The sequence below is a fragment of the Thermomicrobiales bacterium genome (genome assembly GCA_023954495.1).
Classification (GTDB): Bacteria; Chloroflexota; Chloroflexia; order Thermomicrobiales; family CFX8; genus JAMLIA01.
In genome coordinates, this window is record JAMLIA010000027.1 from 1 (window position 1) to 18,484 (window position 18,484).

The window sequence follows — 18,484 nt, forward strand, 5'->3', positions numbered from 1 at the left end:
GATCGATCTCCCCGACCGGCATGCGCTGGTAGCGATCAATCAGGCGTTCGATGTCGCGCGTGAGTGCGTGCCGATCGAAGCGGCCCTGAATGATGCCGAGACCCGTCGCTGCGTCGATGATGCGATCGGCGTCCTCGCGCGTGGTTGCCCAGAGCAGCGACAGCAGCAGTCGTGAGTTGCGGGCACTCAACCTGCCAACCATGCCGAAGTCATAGGCCGCGATGCGCCCGTCATTGAAGACGGCGAAGTTCCCCGGGTGCGGATCGGCGTGAAAGAAGCGGTGGACGAAGACCTCGTCGAGGATGATGCCGGCAGCACGCCGGGCAAGCGCCGGGCGGTCGATCCCGGCGGAATCGAGCGCGGCGAGATTGTCGATACGGAGGCCCTCGATGCGCTCCATTGTCAGGACTCGATTCGTGGTCAGGTCCCAATGGATTTCAGGGATAACGAGGTCGTTCGACTCAGCGAAGTCTTCGCGGAACGCGTCGGCGTTGCGACCTTCGCGGAGGTAATCAAGCTCGTTCCGCAGCGTCCAACTGAACTCTTCGGCCAGATCGACCAGGTCGTACTGCTCAGCGAGCGGCGAGTGGCGCTGCGCGAACGACGCGAGCTGATGAAAGACGTGCAGGTCCTCGTTGATGCGCTCCAGTACGCCCGGCTTTTGCACCTTGACGACGACCGCGCGGCCATCGGGCAGCGTCGCGCCATGGACCTGACCGATCGATGCGGTGCCGACCGGCACGCGCTCAAACGTCGCGAAGATGTCACCGATTTGCCCATCCAGCTCGCGTTCGATCACGGCGATGATCGCGTCCGCCTCAACCGGCGGGGCGTTCTCGCGCAGCTTGCTCAGCTGATTGACATACTCGGGCGGCAGGAGATCATCGCGCGTCGACAGGATCTGACCCAGCTTGATGAACGTGGGACCGAGCTCTTCAAGCGCCAGCCGCAGATGCTCAGCCTGCGACACGCCGCCGTCGCGACCGCCGCGGAAGCCGAGACGCCCGAGCACCGGGACGCGATCGAGCCCGAACTGCTGGACCAGCCACCACAGCCCGTGACGCGAGACAACGCCAGCGATCTCCCGGTAGCGGTGGTGATAGCGCAACATACGAACGCTCAGAGTCCGGCCCCTTTTCGCGACTGACCGTGCGCCAGATCACGGTCATCTTACGAGTTTCGCGCGCCATCACGCGCATCGTTATCGACGACCTGCGCCGCTGGTACGATTTCGAGGCGCAAGAACCGAGTGCAGCATCTGTGCCGCGCGGAAAGGTGTCGATGGACAGTCCCCGGCAGACATCGCAGCCAGCAACCGAACCAGCGCCGGAAGCTATAGAGTGGCGACCGTTGGCATTCCTCAGCCTTCTGGCCGTTGGCATGGTCGTGCCTGCCATCTATTTCGCGTTGCGCTACCCACTGGCCGAGCACACCTGGGAACTCAGAGATATCGGGCAACTATCCAACTACAGTACCCGATCGTTCCAGATCTTTGTGACCGGGATGGTGGCGTGGTTCCTCATCAACATCAGCGGGTACATCGTCGCACGCCGCAGTAACCAGCAGATCGCGCTCGTCATCGTCCTGACGGCAGCAGCTATCGCCGGCCTGTTCCTTGTCGCGATGTACCCGGTCAACGCCACCGACCTGCACATGTACGCGGCACGCTCGCGGCTCTTCACCGAGTATGGTGTTGACCCAATCGCGGTGACGCCGAACGCATACCCGATGGACCCGTGGCACCGGCTGGTCAGTGGCGAGTGGGCGACCCACACGTCACCATACGGACCGCTCTGGAATCTGATCGCGGCCCCGATCACGGCGCTGGCCGGGGACCATCTCCTCCGTGCGCTGCTCGGATTCAAGCTGCTGGCGTTCAATGCGTTTCTCGCAACCGGCTGGCTCATCGCGAAAGGAGCGTCGCAGGAACCATCGGGGCGTCCAGCAGCGGCGGCGCTGCTGTTTCTCTGGAATCCGCTCGTTCTCTGGGAGGGCATCGGCAACGGGCATAACGATACGGTCGTCGCCCTGCTGCTGGTCGCGAGCGTTGTAGCGTGGCGCTACCGCCGCATCGGACTGGTCATACCGATACTCATTGCCGCCGTTTTGCTGAAGTACGTTGCGCTGATACTGCTGCCTCTCGCTGCGGTTGCAGTCTTCCAGCATGCACGAGCGCACGGCACGCTGCGCCGCACGTCGGTGCTGACCATCATGATGAGCGCAATTGTCCTCGTCGGCGGCCTGGCTCCGTTCTACGACATCGGCGCGATTCGCGCGAGCATCGCCGCGCAAGGCAGGATCTACGCGACATCGCCCGCCTCGATCGCGATTCGGGAACTGCAGTATTTCTTCACCGAGCCGAATGCGTTCCGTATCGTCCAGACGGTGGGTTGGCTCGCCGTAGCCATTGCCGGTCTGGTGTGGGTGTGGCGGCTGATGAAGCGGCCGGAGCGACTGCCGGATGCCATGTTCGAGGTCATCTTCATCTTCCTGCTGCTCGCGACGATGAATTTCCGCAGCTGGTATCTCATCTGGCTCGTTGCGCTCTCTGGTTTGTCCGCTTCGCGCTGGGCTGCAGCGCGCACCATCGCCTGGTCGGTCGGTGCGATGGCGGCGTATCCGCTGCTGATCTGGATCTGGGGCTGGAGCGGGTACACATTCCAGCGCGTGGAGGATATCGTCGTCCTGCTCATGTTCGGTCCGCCAGTTGTCGTATCGCTATGTGGGCTCGCGTCACTGCCGTTCAGTCGTCTGAAGCGTCAGTCGCTGGAACCAGCGGTCAGCAGTGGCAAGCACCAACAGCAGCGTGATCGTGCCCCAGAGCTGACCGCCGAGTACATCCGTGGGCCAGTGCGCACCGGACACGACCCGGCTGTAGGCGGTCGCGACCAGCGCGACACCCGCAGATACCCGGATGATGATCCTGCCGAACCTCGATGTTGAGAGCATCGGCGCGACGACGAACAGCGCTCCGGCGATCAGAACCGTGCCGTAAACGTGGCCGCTCGGAAAGCCGTTACCAGAACTCTGCCGGAGCACCTCGACCTGTTCGGCTGTTGGTCGCGAGCTGTCGATCAGGATCTTCGCCAGGACGTTGAACGGTCGCAGTGCGGCGGAGCCAACCAGCACTGCCGCAACCCAACGCTCGCCCCGCCGAAACTGCCACAGGGCGATCAGCAGTACAAACGGCACCGCAATCGCTGACGAACCGACCCAGTAGCCGAACAACTCCACCCAGCGGTCGGCTGGGAAGGCGAATGCCTGGACGGCGTGCGAAATGCGCAGGTCAATGGCAAGCGTGCCGGGGCCGACGACGATCAGCGACAGCGTGATGGCTGCGGCGAGCAGGACGCAGGCGATCGCGAACCGGGCTCGGGGGTGGGTGCTGGCAGTCACGGCGGGGTATCCAATGGGCTGTTCTGGTCAGCGAGATATGTTCGGTCGAATGTCATTCCTTTTTCCTGCCATCTCGCACTCGTCTGATTCAGCCCAGGGTGCAGGTTGTCGGCGCGGACTGCTCTGCATTATCGGCACCGACGACCTGCACCCTGGGCTGCTCAATGCAGGACGAGAACGAGGGCACATTGCTGCGCCCTCGCATCTGCAACATGACGTGACTCGCAAGCTCGCTTAGTCGTGGTCGACGACCGTGTCCCAGGCGAGCGCAACCAGGTAGCGCGTGATCGACATGATGGAGTTGAGATCGACCGACTCGTTGATGTTGTGCGCGCCGGACTTGCTCGGGTCGGAATCCGGGTGGCCCGGCATGAAGCCGTAGGCGACGTTGCCGAGCGGGCGCACGAATCGTGAATCGGTGAAGCCGACGGTCAGCCCCGGCACGAACTCGACGTCGTCGCGTCCGATCGCCTTCTTCGTGGCGGCCATGATGTAGTCTGCCAGCTCGGAATCGTAGGTCGACGCATTTGACACCGCTGTGTTGATCACCTCGACGCGAACGCCATCGAGGCCGGACATCAGGTTCTCGATCTGCGCCTGCACGTAGGCCGGGGACTGATGCGGCAGCGAGCGGACATCGCAGGTGATCGTGCAGTTCTCGGCGACCGAGTTGGACTTCACGCCGGCGTTGATCATCGTCGCGACGAAGGTCATGCGGCTGGCGGCACGCAGGTACGACGCCAGGCTCGGGTTCACTTCGTTGACCTGAGCCAACACCTCTTCCAGATTGTCGACTGACACCGCCTCGTCGATACCGGCCAGCGTCTTCAGGTCGGTGAATGCGGCGTTGTCGACCGAGACTTCCGGCTCGTAGCCTCGAATGCGGCGGATAACTTCCTCGGCCTTATAGATGGCGTTGTCAGCCTTCCACGGCTGCGAGGCGTGGAAGCCACGCCCGACGATGTGGATGCGCACTTCCATGCGCCCCTTCTCGCCGACGTTAATCGGGTAGATCAGGCGGTCGCCGACCTTGATCGGTGCGCCGCCACCCTCGTTCACCGAATAGTCCGCGCGCAGCACCTCGGGGTAGTGCTGCGCCATCCAGCCAAACCCGTACGCCCCGCCGGACTCTTCGTCCGAGCAGACCGCCAGGGTGAGTTCGCCCTTGAGCTTGACGCCCGCACGCTTAAACAGGATGAGCGCCATCGTTTCGGCTGCGACGATCTGCTTCATGTCCGACGCGCCACGACCCCAGAGGCGGCCATCGACGATCTCGCCGCCGAACGGGTCATGCGTCCACTGCGATACGTCCTCGACCGGCACGACGTCGATGTGCGACAGCATCAGCAACTTCGGGCGAGCGCCCGGTGTGCCGAGGCTGGCGACGATGTTTCCACGATTCTCGCCCGGGATGTAGATCGTGGAGTCAATGCCGTCGGCTTGCAGCTTGTCGCGCAGCAGCTCGGCGGCCGGCAGCTCGTCGCCCGTGCGGGTCGTGCCGCTGCCATCAAATGGCACGATCGGCTCGGGATACGGCTCGCCGGGTGCCGGCTTGCCGGTCGGCGGCCATGGTGCTTCGGCGTTGACTCCCGTATTTACGCTCGGGATCTGCACGAGCTTCTGCGTGAGCTCGATCACCTCATCCCGCGCGTCCTCAACCATTTTGAGCATGTCATCCAGCGTCACCATGTCTTGTCACCCTCCCTGATTCCCATAGACCGTTGGCGGTTCGGCGCACTCTAGACCGCTTTCGGGGCAGGCGCAAGCCTTTCGTGTAGCTCGCGAAGGCAACCTGCGCGCTCCAGTGCAAGCCTTTCAAGGGTCACTATTGAGGAGCTGGAGTTCTGCCAGTCTCGACCTGATAGGCAGCCTCGCTGCCAATCCAGACCTCGCCGTCGGCATAGGCTTCCTTCTTCCAGATTGGCACGATCTCCTTGATACGTTCGATGCAATAGGCGCACGCCTCAAACCCGGCGGCTCGATGCGCAGAGGAAACGGCAATGACAACGCTCGCCTCGCCGATCTGCAACCTGCCTGTGCGATGCTCAATCGCGACCGCCAGCACTGGCCAGCGTTCGCGCATCTCAGCGCAAATCTGGGTCAGCATCTTTTCTGCCGCCTCGGGATACGCTTCATAATCCAGCCACAGCACGCCGCGTCCGCGTGCGTTATCCCGCACCACTCCGGCGAACGTGACGATCGCTCCCGCACCCGGATGCTCGGCGTGGGCCGCAATTGCCACCTGGTTGAGCGGCTCATCGGTCACACGCACGTGATCGTCACTACCACCAGAAACCGGCGGAATAAACGCAATCTCGTCGCCATCTTTCAGCGCCTCACCACGGCCAACGTACTCCTGATTCAGCATGACCATTGACGCCCGGAACAGCGGCGCGATCTCGGAGAACTCGCCATCAACCCAGGCCATTACATCGGCAACCGTGCTCCCCGCAGGCAACTCAATGGTCCGCTCGGACTCACCGATGCGTTCTCGGACGATCGCGAAGAACCGCAGCGAAATCTTCAACGGAGAAACCCTTCAGATGATGCAGTCGATTCCGACAGGTCAACCTTACTCCGAGCCGGGCGCGTGTGGATCGGGAACATGGTCGGCGGAGTCAACGGCCCGGCGTATAGCAAGCTCGCGGGTGACCTCGGCAGCCAGGATCACAATCATGGCGGCGAAGTAGATGAGGCCGAGGAACGAGATCAGTCCGCCTAGCGCGCCGTAGACCCCATCATTGTCGGCAACCACCGCAACAAACCAGGCAAATACACGTGTGAGAAATTCCAGCCCGATTGCCGAGAATAGCGCGCCAATCCAGATATCGCGCAATCCGAGCCCATGCTGAGGAACCCAGCGAAAGATGAGCAGGAAGGTGAGGAACGACAATGCAACCGGGAGCGCTGCAAAGAAGATTGACCAGAGCCGGTCAGAATACAGCAAATCGAACCGGCCGAATGCTCGCGTTCGCAAAATACCGACAGTGATGGTCAGGATCGTTGAGGACAACAAGAGTAGTGATAGACCAAGCACCGACGCCAGATCCTTCAGCCGCGCATGGACCATCGATGGCCGTACCGCGACATCGAACGCGCGATTGAGCGAACGACGCAACGCGCCGAAGAAACCGCTGGCTGTCCAGGCTGCACCAATGATGGCTGGAATCGCCAAGACCGTACTCTGAATATTTGCGACCGATTCGACGGCACTCGCAATCGGCTTATCCAGATTCGCATCAGCCGGAAGATACGCAATGATGCTGTTGGTGATCCGCAGCTGCAAATCAGGATCGCGAATGAAAAAACTGATAACTGCGACCAGAAAGATGACGAACGGGATCAGTGACAGCAGCGCGAAATAGGTAATCGCTGCTGCGTAAATGGTGCCGTCATGAGACAGAAAGCTCATGTATGCGCGATAGATCGGGTTGGACGTGACGAACGAGTGCGCCCGGTCGTACTGATTCCGCACCCCGGAGGGCACTGCAGGAAGGCGCATGCTGGCAGAAACCCTTCGACCACTCGCGGATCGTGGAAGTCGCGGCGAGCGACTTGCTGTACGAACATATGCAGCACGCCAGGCTATCTGCGTGCTCAACGCCTGAAGATCATATCCAAAAGGGAAGAACCGATGTCCGTAAACAGATTCACCCTGACCGATGGGTCAGCCGTGACGATCCATGATTCATCCGTCACGCTGGAGCCACGCGCTGGCGCATCGCTGCTGATCGACTGCACGCAGATCACCACCGTCAGTCGCGGCGGCACCGAGCTGATCGTCGCCCGGCGCGAAGCCGACCCGCTGCGCATGCAAGCCGCGTCCATCGCCGACGCCCGCGCTATCGAGCAGGCGCTCCAGACCTGCTGCGGCATCAGCCCGCTCTATCGCGCGCGCTGGAACCCGGAGGAGGATGCTTAAGGTTGTCGGGTGAGAGTGCCCCCGGCAGGACTCGAACCTGCGACATGCGGCTTAGAAGGCCGCCGTTCTGTCCCCTGAACTACGGGGGCGGGCGTGGAGCATGCATCCGGCTCGCTCAGAAGGGAGTCGAACAGGTATCTCCAACAGCGAATTCTATCCCAGCCGCGGTGGCTTCGCTGGATCACGTCGGCACCTGCCGTCGGGTATCCTCGTGCGACGCAGGTGACTGGTCGTGCATCGCTGAGGATAGCAACAGATGACGCGCGCATTGCGCAACCCGCGATTCTGGATCGGGATACTCGCCAGCATTGTCGCGCTTATTATCGTCGCACGCGGCGTCAATCGGAATGAGGTCGCGGAGGCGTTTCGTGACGCTCATTACTGGATGCTCATTCCAGCTGTTTCGCTGGCTGTTTTCTCACTCGTGACTCGCGGATATCGCTGGCAGGCGCTCTTCCATCCGCTTCGTCCGCCGGTCGGGGAACTCTTCGGCATCATGATGATCGGCTACACCGTGACGGCGGTGCTGCCGTTGCGGCTGGGCGACTTCGCGCGGATCTACTTGCTCAGTCGACTGAAGGGTTTCCGAACGCTCCAGGTGGCGGCGACAATCATTGTCGAGCGTTTGCTCGATGTTTCGACCGTGATCGTCATCATGGCTTGCCTGATCCCGTTTGTGCCGCTGCCGTACGAGGCACGTGTGGGCATGGGTATCGGTCTTGCTGCTGTTGTGCTGATCGGTCTGGCCATCGGCATCAGTTGGGTGCAGCGCGACGCAATCCAACGTGTGCTCGCACGCCGTAGCAGCGCGACTGGCGGCCGCTTGTGGGCGAAGATCGAAGATTTCTCGGGGGCGGCGATCGACGGCTTCAGCGTGCTTGGATCAATTCGCGCGACCGGAGCTGCCGGTTTGCTCTCACTGGTGACCTGGCTAACCGGTGGGCTGACGATGTGGGCCATGTTGCGCGCCTTCGATCTGCCCAGCTCGCTGTCGGCGGCGCTCTTCATCCTGACCATGTCGGCCCTGTCGATGGTCATCCCATCGTCGCCCGGCTTCGTGGGCGTCTACCACGCTGTCCTCGTCGAGGCGCTGGTAACCGTCTACGATGCGCCGCGCGGCCCGGCGGTGTCTTTCGCCATCCTGACGCATCTGGTGATGTTCCTGCCGCCGGTAATTCTCGGCGTGGGGTATCTCATCAAGGAGCATCAGATCTGGGATGCGCTGCTGCGCTGGGGGCAGAACGACCCGGAGTCGACTCCTGATGAAGCGAACTCCGGCCAGCTAGTCGACTGACGTCTTCCCGGCGGCTGGCGGTCGGCGGGCGCGTAGCGAAGCAGCAAACTCCGCCAGGTGCGTCGAGAGCGATTCTCCGAACCCCGAGATGGTCACCATCGTCACTTTGCCCTTGCCGACGTTTGCCTGCACGAGGATCTCGGCGGTGACACGCGGCAACACGCCCTCGCGGCCACCCATGACGAACGCCTGATTCGGCCTGCCGGTCCGTCCGGAGCGGTAGCCGCGCTCAGTGAAATACGCAACGGCGGCGTCGAGAACTGCGTCCGGCGGTTGCCGCGCCACGACCTTGCGCTGGAATTTCGTTCTGGCCATCTCCGCCGAGACAGTCTCCCGGTCGCTCATCCTCCCAGCCCTTTCGACATTATTCCTGGAGCGTCACCGTCCACGACTCGCCCGGTGCCATCACGACGCACTTCGCGCTGGTCTGCTCTTCAACCTTCTTGCGAAACTCTTCAGGATCCTGCTTGATCGGCGGGAAGGTGTTGTAGTGACACGGAATAACAACCTTGGGCCGCACGAAGCGCGTCGCCTTGACCGCATCGTCGGGACCCATTGTGAAGAAGTCACCGATCGGCAGAATGGCGACGTCGATACCCTCATCGCCGATGAGCTGCATGTCGAGGAACAGAGCCGTGTCACCGGCGAAATAGATCGTCTTGCCGGCGAAGCGCACGATCAAGCCACATGGCTGGCCAAGCGGACCGCCTTCGGAGTGGTGCGAGGTGTGCCAGGCCGGTGTGAGCTTGACCGTGCCGCCATCGAACGCCGCCGTGCCGCCGTAGTTCGGTGTGATTGTCTCGCAGCCCTTGCCGGCCAGGTAGCCGCTGAGCTCAACCTGAGCGACGACGGGACAACCGGTCTTGTCGGCCAGCTTGACCGTGTCGCCGACATGGTCGTCGTGGGCGTGAGTCAGGAGGATGACATCCGGCTGGATATCGTCGGCGGTGATCGTCGCCACCGGATTGCCGGTGATGAACGGATCAATGGCAATCACCTTGCCGTCGGATTCCAGCGTGAACGCTGAGTGACCGATGTAGCGCAAGGTTACTTCCGGCGCTTGCTCCTGCTGTTCCTGCTTGTCCGCTGTCATCCGGGTTACCTCCTCCTGGCTCGTGGGGTGGGCCTAACGCTCGAACACGATATTCCCGCCCGACATCGTCATGTCAACCTGAACTTCGTGGAGCTGCTCGGGATCAACCGAGAACGGATCGCGATCGAGCACGATGGCGTCCGCCAGCTTTCCGGCGACCAGCGTACCCTTGATCGCTTCCTCGAACGATCCGCGTGCACCGTTGATCGTATACATCTCCAGCGCCTCGGCGACGGACACGCCCTGCTCCGGCCCCATCTTGTCACCATCGAGCGTTAAGCGCGTTACCGCAGCGCGGATGCCAACCCACGGCTCTGCCGGAGTGACCGGCGCATCGGACGAGCCGATTGCCAGGATGCCGCGATCCAGCCAGTCACGGGTCGGGTAGGACAGCTCAAGCGTCTGCCGCGAGAAGTTGCGAATGTACGAGTCGCCGAGATAGTGAATGAACGACGGCTGCGGCACGGCGATGAGCTTCAGCTCGACCATGCGATCGAGCAGGTCGTCGCGCAGCAGGCCGCAGTGCTCAATCCGCCAGCGCGCATCCTCTTGCGGGTGCGCCTGGAGCGCCTTGTCCATCGCGTCGATGATCATCTCGATGGCGCGATCGCCGATAGCATGGGCGCAGCACTGGAAACCGGCGGCAGCGGCACGCAGGAAGGCGTCGTCGAGCTCGTCCTGCGTGTAGACCTGAATGCCGTAATTGTCCGGTTCATCCGGATACGGGAACGACATCGCGGCGGTGCGGCCGCCACCCGAACCATCCTGGAAGACCTTGGCCGGGCCAATCCGCAGCCACTCGTCGCCGAAGCCGGTCTTGATGCCGAGCGCTGCAAGTGCGTCGAGCGTGTCGTGGATCAGCATCATCGTGTAGGTGCGCACGGGCAGCTCGCCGGCCTCGCGCAGCTCCTGATAGGCCATCAGCTCGTCGGAGCGACGGATGCTGGCGTCGGCCCACGAAGTGATGCCCATCGAGAGGTACTTCTTACCGGCGACGATGAGGTTGCGCTTGATGTCGTCCTTCGTCGGCGGCGGCACGAGGCTGCGCACCAGTTGCTGCGCCGTCTCGCGCAGAACGCCGGTCGGCTCGCCTTGCTCGTCGTGGTCGATCTCGCCGCCCTGCGGGTTCGGCGTGTCGCGGGTGATGCCAGCCAGCCTCAGTGCAGCGCTGGAGGCGACACCGATGTGGCCACAGGTACGGGTCAGGTATGCGGGACGGTCGCCGACAACGGCGTCGAGATCGTAGCGCGTCGGGTGGCGCATTTCGGCGACGCGCGTATCGTCGTAGCCCCAGCCGTGAATCCAGGCGTCGGGCGCGGCAGCGGCGGCGGCAGCGCCGAAGCGCTCCGCGATCTCGGCGATCGACGAGACCGACTGCGCCGTCGCATCGACGAGCTGCAGGTTTGCGCCGTACATTGGCGGGTGGCAATGGTTGTCGTTGAGACCGGGCATCAACACGCGACCGCCAAGGTCGATGACCTTCGTCTCCGGCCCCTTCAGCGCGTCAATCTCATCGGCACTCCCGACGGCCAGAATGCGATCGCGGAAGGTCGCCATCGCTTCGGCGCGCGGGTTTGCGCGATCGATCGTGTAGATTGTTCCGTTTGTATAGATAACGTCTGCTGGCATTGTGGTTGGCCCTCACCCCCCTGCCCCCTCTCCCAACGGTTGGGAGAGGGGGTGTCATGTAATTCAGATTATGGCTGCCGTTCGGATGGCGTAGATATCAGGTTCAGGATGGTATCCAGTACCCAGCCGTGGCGATGTAAGACATCATCATTGGTGAAGCGGATGACGCGGTAGCCGTAATGCTCAATAGTCTCAGTTCGGCCTGCGTCGTATTCTCTTTGTGTTTCGTGTACCTCCCCGTCAATCTCGATAATCAGACGAATTTCGGGACAACAGAAGTCAACGATGTATGGGCCGAGCGGATGTTGGCGGCGGAACTTCAGGTTAGCCACTTGTCGCCCACGAAGACTCTGCCACAAGCACTCCTCGGCCGGTGTCATCCGCTGCCAGAGCACACGCGCCATGCCATCGTTGCTGCGGCGAATCCCCCGAATCCGTCCGCTTGTGGTCTCCCGCCGATCCATATCTATCCTTCGTCTCCCCCTCTCCCAGAATTGGGAGAGGGGGTCGGGGGGTGAGGGCCGCTTTCCTACCGCGAATACACCACCCGCCCATCTGCGACCGTCATGTCGACCTTCACCGACCCGACTTCACCCGGTTCGACACTGGAGATGTCGGTCTCGAAGACCACGGCATCACCGAGCTTGCCGGGCGCGAACGAGCCCTTGATGTCTTCCTCGAACGATGCGTAGGCACCGTTCCAGGTGTAGGCGCGCACGGCTTCGTTGAGCGAGACAGCCTCTTCAGCCCAGATGACATCGCCATCTTCGGCGCGGCGGGTCATCATCGTCTGCAGGCCGATGACGGCGCTCGTGTCGACGACCGGAGCATCGGTCGAAGCTGCAGCAACGATGCCGTGCTCGTAGAAGGTATTCATCCCGTAGGCGTAGCGGATGCGGTCGCGTCCGAGGTTTTGCAGGTAGGCGTCCTTGAAGGCGTAGAGGAACGTCGTGCCGGGGATCGGCACCGCACCGACGCGCTGGATGCGTTGGACCAGGTCGTAGTCGATAATTGAGCAGTGTTCAATGCGGTGACGATGGTCGGGACGTGGCGTTTCGGCTAGTGCTTCTTCGTAGGCGTCGAGCAGCAGCGAGATCGCGGCGTCGCCGATCGCGTGCGCGCAGCACTGGAATCCGGCGTTATGAGCTTTGATGAAGCGCGCCTTGACGGCGTCGATGTCGTCGTCCATCCAGAGACCGACGTTCGTCTCTTCTCCAAGGTACGGCTGCGACATGCGCGCCGTGCGACCGCCGATCGAGCCATCGAGGAAGAACTTCGCCGGTCCGATCCGCAGCCACGCATCGCCGAATCCGGTCTTGATGCCGAGCGAGATGAGATTATCGAGCGTCTCGTCAATCATCATCATCAGGTAGGTTCGCAGCGGAAGGCGGCCATCGTTACGCAGCTCGATGTAGGCGCGCATGTGCTCTGGCGTGCGGACACCCGCCTCGGCCCAGCTCGTGACACCCTTGGACAGGAAATCCTGCCCGGCGAGGAGCAGCAGCTCCTTCATCTGTTCGACGGTCAGCGGCGGAATCTGGGATTGGACCATCTGCAGCGCCGCTTCGCGCAGAACGCCGGTGGGCTCGCCGTGCTCGTCGCGGTCGATTGTGCCGCCCGGCGGGTCATCGGTCGCGGCGGTAATGCCAGCCAGCGCCAGGGCCCGCGAATTGGCGACGCCGATATGGCCACAGGCACGAACGACGACAACGGGATTATCCGGCGACACCGGGTCGAGATCATCGCGGGTCGGGTGGCGCTGGTCATCGAGCCGCGCCTGATCGTAACCGCGTGCCTGCACCCAGTCGCCCGAGGGTGTCGCGCGCGCGCGCTCGGCGATCTTCGCGACGATGTCAGCGACCGTACGGTTCGGCGGTGTGCCGGCGTCGATGTTGTGCATCGCAGCGCCGGTATAGAGCGGGTGGCAGTGGGCATCGTTCATGCCGGGGGCGACGGTGCGACCCGCCAGATCCACGATCTCAACGCCCGGAGCGCGCCAGGCCAGCACATCCGCATCGGAGCCTACTGCGGCGACCTTGCCGACGCGGATCGCGACGCCGGTCGCGTTGCTCGACTCCAGCTCGCCGGTCAGCACATGGCCATTCACGAAGATAACATCGCCGACAGACGGCGAGCGATCACGATCCCAAACCAGCATGGCGATTCCCTTCCCTCGTCGTCCTCACTCTGTAGCGCATGATACGTCAGCCTGCGCGCAGGCTGCCTGACAAGCAGGTACTGGACAATACAGTGGAAATCGTGGAAGATGTGCTCATCGTGTACGAACACACTGACCAGATACTGGTGTGTATTGAAGGGATGCAGCTGTGCAGCCTGCTGTCGGGTCCTCCATTGTCGATCGCATGATCGGCGTCATGAAGCTCGATGGACCGACCTATGAGGAGATTGAGCGCGATCGGGATGCGACGACCCAGGCGCTGATTGTCGTTGCGATCGTTGCTGCAGCCGGCGGCATCGGTGCGATTCGCGATAACGGTGTGAGCGGCCTGATTGGCGGAATCGTCGGCGCGATCATTGGCTGGATCATCTTCTCTTTCGTCGCCTATTTCGTCGGCACGAGATTGATTCCGGGCAAATACACTGCGGCGACGCCGGGCGAGTTGCTGCGTGTCATGGGCTTCGCTCAGGCTCCGGGCGTGCTGTCCGTTTTCGGCCTGATCGCCGTCATTGGCCCGCTGCTCGGGTTCATCGGTGGCATCTGGGGCATCGTCACCGCCATCGTTGGTCTCAAGGCGGCGCTGGAGATGTCAACCGGACGCGCGATCGCGACTGGGCTGATCGCCGCGATTCTGTCTGGCATCGTCGTAGCAATAATACTGTTGCCGTTCGGGCTCGCTGCCTGGGCGCTGGCCTAGGCTCGACCAAGCTGAACCACAGAGAACTTCAGGGGACGCTTCGTGCGTCCCCTTTTCTTGCGTCTGAATCGAGATGAATTAGCGGCGAAGCACGATTGTGGATGCAATCATGTCGTGCAGGGCCTGCTTGCGAGCCGTGAATGCAGCGATGAGATAGCCAATACCGAAGAACATGCCGGAAAGATACTTGGCGAAAAAACGCCCGGTTGCCCGGCCGAATGTCAGTGGCACCCCGAACTGATCCGCTACGATGATGCCAAGCGCGCGTTTGCCAAGTGTCGCCTGGTACGAAGAAGATTCCTGGAGGGAGAAGTACAGCCACACTCCAACGAGTCCGAGAAAAAAACCAAGATCATCCAGAGTTCCGACAAGAGCAGCCAGGCCAACCCACACGATGATGCCATCGATGACAGCGGCGGCTGCCCGCTGCCAAAACCCCGCGTACGACTTGGATCCCACGTGGCTGGTGCTGTCGACAGTCGGCTGTGGTCCCGCCTGAGCCAGCGGAACAGCAGACGCAAAGCTGGGTGCTGGCGGCACAGAAGCAGTTGTCGCAACAGCCTGACCGCAGCTTGTACAAAAGCGCGCGCTCGCATCAAGCGACGCACCACAATTCATGCAGAACATTTCGCTCCCAATTATGCTCGGGCCGACATTTGAAGTTACGAATGAATTGTATCGCGAGGATGCTGTGTCGCACAAGGCATGTGTCTCTTACGACACGTTGCTGCAAGTGCCGGTTACTTCCTGAGGACCAGGGTATTGGCGATCAGGTCGTGCAGCGCCTGCTTGCGTGCTGTTAAGGCGGCAATGATATAGCCGACCGAGAAGAACATGCCGGAGAGCAGGCGGGCGAATGCACGGCCACTGGCTCGACCGAAGGTCAAGCGCTGTCCCTGCTCTTCGGTGACGATGATCTTCATCGCCCGTTTGCCGAACGTTGCCTGCTTCGCGGAACTCTCCTGCAGGGCAAAATAGATCCAGTGGATGACGAACACCGCCGTCACCACCACGAGTCCGGCCAGCGCGTCGGCCATGTCCGAGTTGCCCACGACGACGTATACGAAGACCGCCATGACGAATCCAACGACCCAGAACATCAGTGTCAGGATGATCCAGTCAATCATGAGCGCAATAAAGCGCTCACCGAACGAGGCGTATGCCGTTGTGACCGGGATGCTCGTCGGCCAGGATTGTGGACTCGCCTGCGTCGTCTCAGAGGTCGGTGATTGATAGGCCGGTGGAGTGAACGTCGGCGTCGATGCTTCGGCCCTGCCCGGAGTTGAGGGAGTTGGCGAAGCGACGACAGCCGCGCCGCAGACGTGGCAAAAGCGCGCGTCCGAACTAAGCGGTGCGCCGCAGTTGCTGCAAAATTTCGCGGACGATTGATCCACGCGGCCTACCTCTCTTGCTCCAGCCACCAGCGCGCAACGTCATCGGCACGAGCGATCCAGATGTCGCCCTGGTCGATTGCGTAGTCGAGCAGGTTGGCCAGCGCGCGCGATGGCCCAGGGCGTCCGCTGACCCAGGGATGCAGCGTCAGGCAGAGCAGCTTGCCCTCGTCGCGCAGCACATCGAGATCATCACGCCAGAACTCGGCGGCGTGGCGTGGGTTCACCGTCCAGTCAACGAAGTAGGTGTAGTCATCGTAGAAGCGCGACGGTGGCAGGTGCACGACCGGGTCGCGATCAGCGAGCGGCGATTCCAGCCAGGGCAGGTCGGAGCGCGCAACATCCATTTGCCAGCGCAAGCCCAATTGCTGCACTGCGGCAGTTGTCTGGTCGTTGTAGCGCCAGGCGGGCGTCTTGTGGCCGGTCGGGCGCTGGCCGGTCACCCGCTCGATCGCGTCGATCGTGCGTGACATGTCAGCGATCTGCTCATCCAGCGTCATCGGCGTGTAGTAGCGATGGTCCCATGAGTGGATCGCCGACTCGTGCCCCGATTGGTGGGCGCGCGCGACCGCGTCTGGTCGGTCTTCCACACAGCGGCCGACCCAGCAGAACGTGCCGGCGACCCCCCGGTCGTCCAGCAGCTCAATGAGCCGCCAGACGCCGGTTTCCAGATCGTATTCCGCTTGCGACCGCCAGTAAAAGTCATCCGGGCCGTGGTGGTTGACCTCGCCGTAGATCCCATCGACGTCGATGCTGACGATCAATGCCGAGCGGAAGTTGGCAGGCCAACGGCCTGGTCCGTCAACCATTCGCTACTCATCCTCGTCGTAGGTTGCGAACTCATCGCCGAGGTCGAGCGGAGTCCAGGCGACCAGCTCTTCAGTGAAGGCGACGAAGTTCTTCAGGCCGGTCTCGATGATGTCGTTGCCGTATTCGAGCGTCGCGCGTCGCGCGTCGCCGAGCGCGCCGTTGCGGGTGTACTCATCGAAGCGATACGGCACGTTCACGTTGTAGCGTTGCAGCGTCTTGCGGAACTCGTAGGTGAGATCGGTGAGCTCGCCGGCGGCCAATGCATCTTCCTTCACGACCTGCGGCACCAGTGCCTTGGCGACGGACGTCTCCATCTCGCAAGCGTGGCCGGTGATTCCGGTCTTGTCGTGCTTCTCGGCCAGACCCGGATCAGCGAACGAGAAGTAGGAGCAGGCACCAATGAACGTCGGATCGATCTCTTCCTTGATGCGGACGGTCGCGACGCCGAGCGCCGGGATGTTGCCGCCATGGCCGTTGACGATCAGGAAGCGCTCGAAGCCATGCTCGTAGAGCGACGACACGACCTCGGCCAGCACCTGGACGAACGTCTCGGGCGCAAGCGTGATCGTGCCAGGGAAGTTCATATGGTGGAACGACACGCCCCACGGCATTGGCGGCGCGACCAGCAAGCGCGGATGAGCTAGCTCAGTGGCGCGGCGGCAGAACTCGTAGGACGCGGCGATGTCCATGCTCAGCGAAAGGTTCGGTCCGTGCTGCTCGTTCGAGCCGACCGGCAGCAGCACGACTTCGACCTGTTCGATGATCTCATCGACTTCCGGCCACGACAGGTTCGCCAGTACCAGATCTTTCGTTGACTCGCTCATTCTCTGCTCCTCTGTGGTGTCGACCGCGTGGGACGACCGATCGTCGGCATAGGTCTGTGACCTACCCGCGGCGGATCTCCTCGATAGCCGCGCCGAGCTGCTGAATTTCTTCCTCGGTATTGTAGAAGCCGGTCGAGAGTCGCACGCAGGCGGGCGACGGAATCGTGCGCAGGATGAAACCACGCTGATCCAGCGCCGCAACGAGGTCGCCGGGCGCAACGCCGGTCAGATTGAACGTGATCAGTCCGGCCATGCGCGACGAGGGAGTGATGACCTCGACACCGTCAATTGCTGAGAGCGTCTTGTGCGCCAGTTGGCCGAGCGCGGCGATGCGGTCGTAGATCCAGTCCATCCCGACATCATCGACAAGCCACTGCGTGGCTGCTGCCTGTCCGGCGATGAGCGGATAGTAGGTCGCGATGCGGTCGAATCGTGCTGCGCCGGGCGTCGGGGTCAGGTAGCCACCGGCGGTATCGAGCCCGCCCATCGCGTTGAAGTAGCTGACGTAGGTCTGCTCGAACCACGAGAGGCGCTCCTCGCGGATCCAGAGCGAGCCGGTGCCCTCCGGACCGCAGAGCCACTTCTGGCCCGGCATCGCGTAGCCGTCGGGATCGTTCTCGTACAGCTTCGGATCGAGCGAACCGGCCGACTGCGCAGCATCAACCAGGACGAGCACGTCGTTGCGCCGGCAGACGTCGACGATCTCCTTGAGCGGCAGGACTGCGCCGGTGTTCCAGGCGAGGTGCGAGATGATGAGCGCGCGCGTGCGGCGCGTGATGAGGCGCTCGATCTTGCCGGCGACATCACCATCTCCAACGCCGAGGTCGGCGAGCTTGATGCGCACGCCGTGGCGACGAGCCACGACATAGAGCGGCAGTTGTCCACCCGGGTGCTCCAGGTTGGTGATGATCGCCTCGTCGCCGCGCTGCCAGTCAACGCCGTGGATCATGATGTTCATGCCTTCGGTCGTCAGCTCGGTCAGCGCGATTTCGCTGTCCTTGACACCGAGTGCCCGCGCGACCGCATCTCGCGCAGCTGGCTTGAGCTTCATCTTGGCTTCCCAGCCGCCCATCTGAATGCGGCCGTCCTCGAACTCAGCGCGGGCCATGTTGGCCATCGCTTCCGCCGCAACTCGCGGGAGCGGGCCGTTGGTGCCGGTGTTCAGGTACGCCTTGCCCAGGACTGCGGGCACCTGTTCGCGGATCGAGGCGACCCTGGAGTCAGTCGTTACCGTCACGTGTCCTCCTCA

18 protein-coding genes and 1 tRNA gene are annotated in these 18,484 nt (G+C 62.5%); 3 read left to right on the forward strand and 16 right to left on the reverse strand.

The genetic code is table 11. From position 1 onward, the window contains the following. From M9890_07235 to M9890_07255, 5 genes are all read right to left on the reverse strand, one after another. Positions 1-1,108 (reverse strand): AarF/UbiB family protein (locus tag M9890_07235; GenBank protein ID MCO5176748.1); only part of this gene is annotated, 1,108 nt, incomplete at its 3' end. Positions 1,109-2,733: 1,625 nt separating this feature from the next. After that, positions 2,734-3,396 carry a phosphatase PAP2 family protein gene (locus tag M9890_07240; GenBank protein ID MCO5176749.1) on the reverse strand — a complete coding sequence of 221 codons (663 nt, stop codon included), beginning with the start codon at positions 3,394-3,396 and terminating at the stop codon, positions 2,734-2,736. 234 nt (positions 3,397-3,630) lie between these two features. Continuing rightward, entirely contained in the window at positions 3,631-5,085 is a 1,455-nt protein-coding gene (locus M9890_07245) for a M20/M25/M40 family metallo-hydrolase (GenBank protein ID MCO5176750.1), read from the reverse strand. A 136-nt stretch (positions 5,086-5,221) separates the two neighbouring features. Next, on the reverse strand, positions 5,222-5,923 hold the full coding sequence (moaD, locus tag M9890_07250; protein MCO5176751.1) for a molybdopterin converting factor subunit 1: 702 nt from the start codon (positions 5,921-5,923) through the stop codon (positions 5,222-5,224). A gap of 45 nt (positions 5,924-5,968) precedes the next feature. After that, positions 5,969-6,898 (reverse strand): YihY/virulence factor BrkB family protein, encoded by a 930-nt coding sequence (locus M9890_07255; GenBank protein ID MCO5176752.1) that lies wholly within the window; start codon positions 6,896-6,898, stop codon positions 5,969-5,971. Between the two features lie 132 nt (positions 6,899-7,030). Here M9890_07255 and M9890_07260 point away from each other — a divergent pair, with 132 nt between their 5' ends. Continuing rightward, positions 7,031-7,318 (forward strand): hypothetical protein, encoded by a 288-nt coding sequence (locus tag M9890_07260; protein MCO5176753.1) that lies wholly within the window; start codon positions 7,031-7,033, stop codon positions 7,316-7,318. A gap of 16 nt (positions 7,319-7,334) precedes the next feature. Here the strand turns inward: M9890_07260 and M9890_07265 are convergent. After that, positions 7,335-7,407 (reverse strand) — tRNA-Arg (locus tag M9890_07265). A gap of 167 nt (positions 7,408-7,574) precedes the next feature. On the opposite strand from M9890_07265, the gene M9890_07270 reads away from it, so the two are divergent. Next, complete coding sequence (locus M9890_07270; protein MCO5176754.1) at positions 7,575-8,612, forward strand: flippase-like domain-containing protein; 1,038 nt, start codon at positions 7,575-7,577, stop codon at positions 8,610-8,612. On the opposite strand, the gene M9890_07275 is transcribed toward M9890_07270, so the two are convergent. From M9890_07275 to M9890_07295, 5 genes are all read right to left on the reverse strand, one after another. After that, a complete protein-coding gene (locus M9890_07275) occupies positions 8,601-8,957 on the reverse strand; it encodes a hypothetical protein (protein MCO5176755.1) in 357 nt (118 codons plus the stop codon). The genes M9890_07270 and M9890_07275 overlap by 12 nt on opposite strands. 19 nt (positions 8,958-8,976) lie before the next feature. Further along, positions 8,977-9,705 carry a metal-dependent hydrolase gene (locus M9890_07280; GenBank protein MCO5176756.1) on the reverse strand — a complete coding sequence of 243 codons (729 nt, stop codon included), beginning with the start codon at positions 9,703-9,705 and terminating at the stop codon, positions 8,977-8,979. 33 nt (positions 9,706-9,738) lie between these two features. Further along, positions 9,739-11,334, reverse strand: a complete 1,596-nt coding sequence (locus M9890_07285; GenBank protein ID MCO5176757.1) for an amidohydrolase — start codon at positions 11,332-11,334, stop codon at positions 9,739-9,741. Between the two features lie 68 nt (positions 11,335-11,402). Next, positions 11,403-11,798 (reverse strand): endonuclease domain-containing protein, encoded by a 396-nt coding sequence (locus M9890_07290; GenBank protein ID MCO5176758.1) that lies wholly within the window; start codon positions 11,796-11,798, stop codon positions 11,403-11,405. 65 nt (positions 11,799-11,863) lie between these two features. Continuing rightward, a complete protein-coding gene (locus M9890_07295; protein MCO5176759.1) occupies positions 11,864-13,492 on the reverse strand; it encodes an amidohydrolase in 1,629 nt (542 codons plus the stop codon). Between the two features lie 169 nt (positions 13,493-13,661). Between M9890_07295 and M9890_07300 the strand changes: the two genes are divergently transcribed. Beyond that, positions 13,662-14,210 carry a MotA/TolQ/ExbB proton channel family protein gene (locus M9890_07300; protein MCO5176760.1) on the forward strand — a complete coding sequence of 183 codons (549 nt, stop codon included), beginning with the start codon at positions 13,662-13,664 and terminating at the stop codon, positions 14,208-14,210. A gap of 78 nt (positions 14,211-14,288) precedes the next feature. On the opposite strand, the gene M9890_07305 is transcribed toward M9890_07300, so the two are convergent. The 5 genes from M9890_07305 to M9890_07325 all read right to left on the reverse strand — a co-directional run bounded on the left by M9890_07305 (position 14,289) and on the right by M9890_07325 (position 18,472). Then, complete coding sequence (locus M9890_07305; protein MCO5176761.1) at positions 14,289-14,669, reverse strand: RDD family protein; 381 nt, start codon at positions 14,667-14,669, stop codon at positions 14,289-14,291. Between the two features lie 281 nt (positions 14,670-14,950). Further along, positions 14,951-15,604, reverse strand: a complete 654-nt coding sequence (locus tag M9890_07310; protein MCO5176762.1) for an RDD family protein — start codon at positions 15,602-15,604, stop codon at positions 14,951-14,953. Positions 15,605-15,609: 5 nt separating this feature from the next. Continuing rightward, positions 15,610-16,410, reverse strand: coding sequence for a polysaccharide deacetylase family protein (locus tag M9890_07315; GenBank protein MCO5176763.1), 801 nt, complete (start codon positions 16,408-16,410; stop codon positions 15,610-15,612). Positions 16,411-16,413: 3 nt separating this feature from the next. Beyond that, positions 16,414-17,235, reverse strand: a complete 822-nt coding sequence (locus M9890_07320) for a creatininase family protein (protein MCO5176764.1) — start codon at positions 17,233-17,235, stop codon at positions 16,414-16,416. A 61-nt stretch (positions 17,236-17,296) separates the two neighbouring features. After that, the gene (locus M9890_07325; GenBank protein MCO5176765.1) at positions 17,297-18,472 is read right to left on the reverse strand and encodes an aminotransferase class V-fold PLP-dependent enzyme; all 1,176 of its coding nucleotides are present in this window, start codon (positions 18,470-18,472) and stop codon (positions 17,297-17,299) included. Between the last annotated feature and the right edge of the window lie 12 nt (positions 18,473-18,484).